The organism is Metabacillus malikii (assembly GCF_030813355.1).
In the GTDB taxonomy this organism is placed as follows: domain Bacteria; phylum Bacillota; class Bacilli; order Bacillales; family Bacillaceae; genus Metabacillus; species Metabacillus malikii.
This window is the reverse complement of sequence record NZ_JAUSUD010000018.1, coordinates 92,486-99,518: the sequence shown is the minus strand read 5'-3', so window position 1 is coordinate 99,518 and position 7,033 is coordinate 92,486. Positions and strand designations below refer to the sequence as shown.

General features: G+C 37.7%; 7 protein-coding genes. 3 read left to right on the top strand and 4 right to left on the bottom strand.

Features of this window, described 5'->3' with window-relative positions:
* The first annotated feature begins 644 nt into the window (after positions 1–644).
* Positions 645–1,016 (top strand): DUF423 domain-containing protein, encoded by a 372-nt coding sequence (locus J2S19_RS16285; protein ID WP_307344218.1) that lies wholly within the window; start codon positions 645–647, stop codon positions 1,014–1,016.
* A gap of 62 nt (positions 1,017–1,078) precedes the next feature.
* On the opposite strand, the gene gerQ is transcribed toward J2S19_RS16285, so the two are convergent.
* From gerQ to hemQ, 3 genes are all read right to left on the bottom strand, one after another.
* Entirely contained in the window at positions 1,079–1,582 is a 504-nt protein-coding gene (gene gerQ / locus J2S19_RS16280; protein ID WP_370875160.1) for a spore coat protein GerQ, read from the bottom strand.
* 17 nt (positions 1,583–1,599) lie between these two features.
* A complete protein-coding gene (locus J2S19_RS16275) occupies positions 1,600–2,022 on the bottom strand; it encodes a cell wall hydrolase (RefSeq protein WP_307344217.1) in 423 nt (140 codons plus the stop codon).
* Between the two features lie 259 nt (positions 2,023–2,281).
* Entirely contained in the window at positions 2,282–3,031 is a 750-nt protein-coding gene (gene hemQ, locus J2S19_RS16270) for a hydrogen peroxide-dependent heme synthase (RefSeq protein WP_307344216.1), read from the bottom strand.
* Positions 3,032–3,322: 291 nt separating this feature from the next.
* Between hemQ and pta the strand changes: the two genes are divergently transcribed.
* On the top strand, positions 3,323–4,291 hold the full coding sequence (gene pta, locus J2S19_RS16265) for a phosphate acetyltransferase (RefSeq protein WP_307344215.1): 969 nt from the start codon (positions 3,323–3,325) through the stop codon (positions 4,289–4,291).
* Positions 4,292–4,746: 455 nt separating this feature from the next.
* Entirely contained in the window at positions 4,747–5,601 is an 855-nt protein-coding gene (gene lipL / locus J2S19_RS16260) for an octanoyl-[GcvH]:protein N-octanoyltransferase (RefSeq protein ID WP_307344214.1), read from the top strand.
* A 75-nt stretch (positions 5,602–5,676) separates the two neighbouring features.
* Here lipL and J2S19_RS16255 read toward each other — a convergent pair whose 3' ends face one another.
* A complete protein-coding gene (locus J2S19_RS16255) occupies positions 5,677–6,489 on the bottom strand; it encodes an EcsC family protein (RefSeq protein WP_307344213.1) in 813 nt (270 codons plus the stop codon).
* Positions 6,490–7,033: the final 544 nt, after the last annotated feature.

The window sequence follows — 7,033 nt, the reverse complement described above, 5'->3', positions numbered from 1 at the left end:
TCTTACCGGTAAATAAAAACACAGCTAATTTCCCTTTGAACTGATTTTCAAGCTCCTGCGGTAAATAAGAATACGTCTAATTTCCCTTTGCTCCGTTTTTTTAGTCTTACTGGTAAATAAAAACACAGCTAATTTCCCTTTGAACTGATTTACAAGTTGTTGCGGTAAATAAGAATACGTCTAATTTCCCTTTGCTCCGCTTTTCTAGTCTTACCGGTAAATAAAAACACAGCTAATTTCCCTTTGAACCGATTTTCAAGCTCCTGCGGTAAATAAGAATACGTCTAATTCCCCTTTGCTCCGCTTTTTTAGTCCTACCGGTAAATAAAAACACAGCTAATTTCCCTTTGGACCGAATTTCAAGCTCCTGCGGTAAATAAGGATATGTCTAATTTTCTTCTGCTCCGATTTTCTAGTCTTACCGGTAAATAAAAACACAGCTAATTTCCCTTTGAACCGAATTTCAAGCTCCTGCGGTAAATAAGAATACGTCTAATTTCCCCTTGCTCCATTTTTCCAGCCTCTATGGTAAATAAAGATCCTGCTATTTTCCCACAATTCTTTTTCCTGAGTCTTAAACAGTCCCGCAACTTCCACCGACATTCAATCTAGGGTATGATGGTAGTGGAGGAGGTGTAGGATAAGTGAAATTATTTCTGATTTTAGGAGCAATTAATGGATTTTTGGCAGTTGCGTTAGGTGCTTTTGGCGCACATGGATTGGAAGGGAAAATACCTGAAAAATACATAAAAACGTGGCAAACTGGAGTTACGTATCAGATGTTTCATGCTGGGGGTTTATTTGTTATTGCCTTCTTAATCGACAAGCTAGGAAACATCGGGCAATTAACAGCGGCTGGATGGCTATTTTTTATTGGGATTATTCTTTTCTCAGGAAGCCTATATGTGTTAAGTGTTACACAAATTAGTGTCTTAGGTGCAATCACACCATTGGGAGGATTGTCATTCTTAGGAGGATGGCTCCTTATAGGGTATATTGCAATTCGTCATTTATAATGATGAGGACAGGCCAACAATTCAATCATTGGCCTATACTCATCATTTTTTTTTGGAATAATCTATCTTGGTTGATAAGATGCTAAATTAAATTGAAGGTCATATTGAAGCTCCTCGTCAAATGTCACATAGTCAAGGTATACCATAAGCAGTAAATAGCGCATACCTGTTTGTGGATCACTTAAGATTAAATGGTCACGCCCCGCTGCCTCAATAACCCCTTTGAATATTTTCGCATTCCACTCACGGTTATTTTCAAATGTCATATAGACAGTTGCAACTTTACCGCGATTTAAACGTAAAATATTTTCAATATATGATTCCTCGAGTGGGAGCATACCTGGGATATTTTGAGCCACACCTTGTTGTGGTTGTTGCTGTGGTGGAAAACCTTGCATTGGAAAGCCAGGTTGTTGTTGGCTAAACTGACCTGGGTAAGGATATGTAGCATAAGGTTGGAAGCCACCTACACCTTGCATCATTTGTTGCTGCTGTCCACCACCTTGAGCACCTTGTGGATTAAATCCGAATGTTTGAGGCTGAGTTTGACGCTTTTCATTTGCCATTTGTATCCCTCCTTAAATTAATAAACCCCTGGACAAGCTGATTGAGCGGGAGAATAAAAGCAATGTGATTTATATCGACCTGAGTTCCATTGGTTGAACCATTGGGCAGGACAAGTCCCAGATGGCTTGAAAAACCATAGTGCGAAGCTTGCAGGATGATGCCTTTGACCTTTGATTACCTTTCGAGCAAGATTTATTTCGTTTTCTCGTGCACGTTGATAAAAGTAACCTTTTTGAGTTGCTTCAAAACCACCAGGTGATTGAAACACCATTTTGCGAATTGTTGTAATATCTTTAAAATCTAAACAACCAGCTCGGACACGATTTACACCAGTATTTCCGACCATAAGCATGCCGAGATTACCATCACCCTCGCCCTCTGCACGTAATAGTCGAGCAAGTAATTTAACATCTTCTTCTGTATAAGGAATAACCCCCATTTTTCCTCACCTGCCTCTTTTTAATAAAATTCTCAGTTGACTGGTAGTAAAATGAAAAGGGAATCCTTTACTCAATCTTTGCTCATTTATAGGTATGTATAGAGAAAGAAACTTATGACTATGAGTGACAATTATGTGTGTGAAACTAGTAACGGAAAACGAGAACTTCGGGATAAAACTTTTTTGTATAACAGAAAAAAGCTAATTTCCTCAACATCGTGGTTGAAAAAAATCAGCTTTAAATAGTAGATAAAATTTATTAAATTTCGAAGAATGGTTGTAACTTATCAGCATCTAAATGAGTACCAACAAAAAATGCACCAAATTCTCCGTATCGAGCACTTACTTCATCGAAACGCATTTCGTATACTAATTTTTTGAATTGTAAAACGTCGTCTGAGAAGAGAGTGACACCCCACTCATAATCATCAAAGCCGACAGAACCAGTAATGATTTGTTTAACCTTACCAGCATAGGAACGGCCAATTAAACCATGACTTTTCATTAATTCACGGCGCTCATCCATCGATAAGGAATACCAGTTGTCATTTCCTTGACGGCGTTTATCCATAGGATAGAAACAAGCATATTGGGATTGTGGAAGCTTAGGATATAATCTTGCTCGAACATGTGGATTTTGATAAGGATCTTCATTGCTTTCCCCAGCTAAGTAATTGCTTAGTTCCACAACAGATACATATGAATATGTAGGAATCGTAAACTCTGCAAGCTTTGTTTTGTTAAATTCTAGTTCAATTTGATTTAATTCATCCATCGTTGGACGTAAAATCATCATCATGAAATCTGCCTTTTGGCCAACAATTGAATAAACTGCATGACTTCCTTTTTCCTCAGCTTCTGTTGTTGTCCATTTAGCAAGTAGTCCATTAAATTCCTGTAGTGCTTCTTGGCGCTCTTCATTCGTTAATAGCTTCCATGCAGACCAATCAATTGAACGAAAATCATGCAAACAATACCAGCCATCTAAAGTTTGTGCTGCTTCACTCATATATTATCCACTCCTAATAGTAATGTTCAATTTAGTACATGTTAACTATATCATAGTTTGTCCGATCGCCAATATGGATAAAGCTTGAACATTTTGAAATTGATAAGAGTAGGCACTTGGCTGAATGGAAAGAATATTTGCTGTAATAGACTAACATAAATATGTGAATATTTAGAAAGTAAAAACTTTTAACTGTAAGCGTTATATTGTTAGTCAATAGTTTGATTTTACTAGTAAGTGGAGTATGCTTAAAGTAGAATATTTTCTTTTTAAATCCAAGGAGGTTTTATTGTGTCAGATTTATTTACGACATTAAAAGATAAAGTGAGCGGACAACAACTTAAGATTGTGTTTCCAGAAGGTACGGACGAGCGAATTTTGACTGCTGTACATAGACTAGCGAGTGAACATATTTTACAACCGATATTAATTGGAAATCAAGAAGAAATTTCTAAAAAGGCTGCAGAATTAAATCTTTCATTAGATGGAATTGAAGTGAATGATCCCCGTCAATATTCAGAGATGGATGAGTTAGTAGCAGCTTTTGTTGAAAGAAGAAAAGGAAAAGCAACAGAAGAGGATGCGCGTAAAATCCTTTTAGATGAAAATTATTTTGGTACAATGCTTGTTCATCTAGGCAAAGCACATGGATTAGTAAGTGGTGCAGCTCACTCAACAGCTGACACAGTGCGACCAGCGTTACAAATTATTAAAACAAAACCAGGAATTAAGAAAACATCAGGTGTATTCATTATGGTTCGTGGTGATGAAAAATATGTATTTGCTGATTGTGCGATTAATATTGCACCAGATAGCCAAGATTTAGCTGAAATTGCAATTGCAAGTGCTGAAACAGCAAAAATGTTTGATATCGACCCACGCGTTGCATTGTTAAGCTTTTCAACTAAAGGTTCTGCAAAATCTCCAGAAACAGAAAAAGTGGCGGAAGCAGTAAATATTGCAAGAGAATTAAATCCTAACCTAGTATTAGACGGAGAATTCCAATTTGATGCAGCATTTGTTCCATCAGTAGCTGAAAAGAAAGCACCAGATTCAGTGATTAAAGGTGATGCGAATATATTTGTATTCCCAAGCTTAGAAGCAGGAAATATCGGTTATAAAATTGCACAGCGCTTAGGAAATTTTGAAGCTGTAGGACCGATCTTACAAGGCTTAAACAAGCCTGTTAACGACTTATCACGTGGTTGTAATGCAGAGGATGTATATAAATTAGCATTGATTACTGCTGCACAAGTATAATCAACACCAACTTAGGCGACATCTAGTATTATGTATGTGAAAACCACACTTATTTGTCTGTAGTTGAATACAATTGCCTATTTTAAACAGATTCTTTAATAATTGTGTAGTAATAGAAAAGACTCTTTCCTTACAACTGTAAGAATAGAGTCTTTTTGCTAGGCTCTTTTCTAAAAGATTGTGGCTTTTTGCACTAACCTTTTTAAGGGTTTGTTGGAGCGGAAGTGCGAGACTCCTGCGGGATGCGTGGGAGAGGTGAGACCCCGCAGGCGTTTACGCTGAGGAGGCTCACCACCCACCCTGCGGAAAGCGAGTACTGTAGCGGAGACAAACCCAAACGGCAACTCAGTTAAAAGCAACAATGTTTACGAAAACAGCCTTTTGCTATATTTCGTATGTTTTTAAGTTTCTTTGATATAATACGTCTATAAAATGTGTAAGGGTGACAGTAAAGTATGGATACAGCAACAAACTCATTAATGGTCCAACCAATTTGGCGCATAATTGACCAATCAAGTCTAGGCCCTCAATTTGAAGCAAAGCAATCTTTTGCAATTGACGATACTCTCTGTGCAAGTGTAGGAAAGTCAGAATCACCACCAACGGCTAGGACGTGGGTTCATCATGATACGGTCGTCCTCGGTATACAGGATACGAAGCTACCTTACTTGAAAGATGGGGTTGAGTATTTAAAAAGTAAAGGCTACCACGTTATCGTTCGAAACTCAGGCGGTTTAGCAGTTGTTCTTGATAAAGGTGTCATGAATATTTCGTTAATATTGCCTGACCTTGAGAAAGGAATTGATATTAACCGGGGCTACGATGCGATGGTTGAGTTAATTAAGAGCATGCTAAAAGAACATGGCGATAAGGTAGAAGCACGTGAAATAACTGGTTCGTATTGTCCAGGCAGTTATGATTTAAGTATTAATGGCAAAAAGTTCGCAGGTATTTCACAACGACGGCTTCGTGGAGGCGTTGCAGTGCAAATTTATCTTTGTGTATCAGGAAGTGGCGAAGAAAGGGCAGGTCACATTAGAGAATTTTATCGGCATGCCTTGAAGGGAGAACAAACAAAGTTTACCTTTCCAACGATTATTCCTGAGACGATGTCATCCTTAAATGATTTATTACATGAACACTTTACAATCGAAACGGTATTATTTGAGCTATTAACCTCATTGAAGCAATATAGTAATCAATTAATTCCTTCTTCATTAACAGGAGATGAGCAGCTTTTGTTTGAGACGAACCTTGTTCGTATGATTGAACGCAATGAAAAGGTCTTTTCAAAATTAGCTGATAATTAGTAGCGATATACCTTCAACCGAGTTATAAACTTTTTTATGGCTTGTAATCCTAAATAAAATGAAGAGGCTGTCTCATTAGATAGCCTCTTCATTATGTTCTAGCCTTTCTAGTATTCTTCTTTTTCGATAAAGCATCATTCCAGCTTCTGATAAGTCATTTATCATCGAACGATTTGTCAATGCCCCGAATACCATTCCTGCAATCGGAACCATTTGTAATAGCTTCTTCCAGCCAAACTGGTCACGGTATGTATACACAACCTCGCGCCAGCCTTGAAGCTGTGAAATGACTTCTTTGTTTGTCTCCTTGTCCCGCTTATAATAACTAGATAATTCGTTTAAGATTGCCTCTTTGCCAACTACGTCCGAAGATGAAAATTGAAGGCATTTAATGATAAAAACCCGTTCTTCACGTTGTTTAGGGTCATACCCGTAGGCAATTGCAATCTCTTGTAATGTTTTTAAGGAAAGACCAAGGATAACGGGGATATCAATCGCAAGTGTGAAGACTCCACCGAAACCTGTTGTTGCACCTTGGACTGTTGCTACCTGACTTCGACTTGTCTTTAAATCCTGGCTAACTGCATCCATTGTTTCTATTGGAAGTGTTGCAACGTCAGTTAGTTCTAAGTTATCAGTTTGTGCATGTTTTTGTAACTTTTTCATAACGACCTGTTCTTGGGTTAAATATTGACCACCAGTCTGTACATATTGACCAAGTTCATCTAATAAAACACCAATTTTCTTTTGGATAAACGCAGGAGTAAGTTTATCTAGTAATTTAAATGGAAGTCTCCCAAGCTTTTCCCAAAACCAAAGTCCCTTTTGATCCTGCTCCCACTCTTCAATCTTCAGAAGCTCCCCTTCTAACCAATCTTTTGTTTCCATATTGTACCTACCTTTGCTAATAAATCTATTCATAATAGTTAATTATACGCTACCTGACTTCAATTGGTTTCAATATATTAAGAGGTATTGTTGATAAACTTACAGTGATTTTCGATGAAAATGTTTAAATGACTCTAGCAAGCGCGATTTCACCTCCGTTGGTGATAGTCAATATAATAAGAACGGGTGTACTAAATATGTAAATATACAGTGTATAAAAGGATAATTTAATTAAATCGGGACATGGCGAAAATACCCTTAGTAAAATCTAAACATTTCATAAAGATTTTTTACTAAGGGATTGTTTATTTATCACATTATGTAAAGGTTGATTGGAGAGGAAGTGCGAGACTCCTGCGGGATGCGTGGGAGAGCTGAGACCCCACAGGCGTTTGCGCCGAGGAGGCTCAGCACCCACCCCGCGGAAAGCGAGTACTGTAGCGGAAATCAACCAGAACGACTACATCATATAAAGCACAATGCATACAAGTAGATTACTATGAGAAAAGTCACCAAGTCTAAATTAGAATCCTTTAATCTAGTG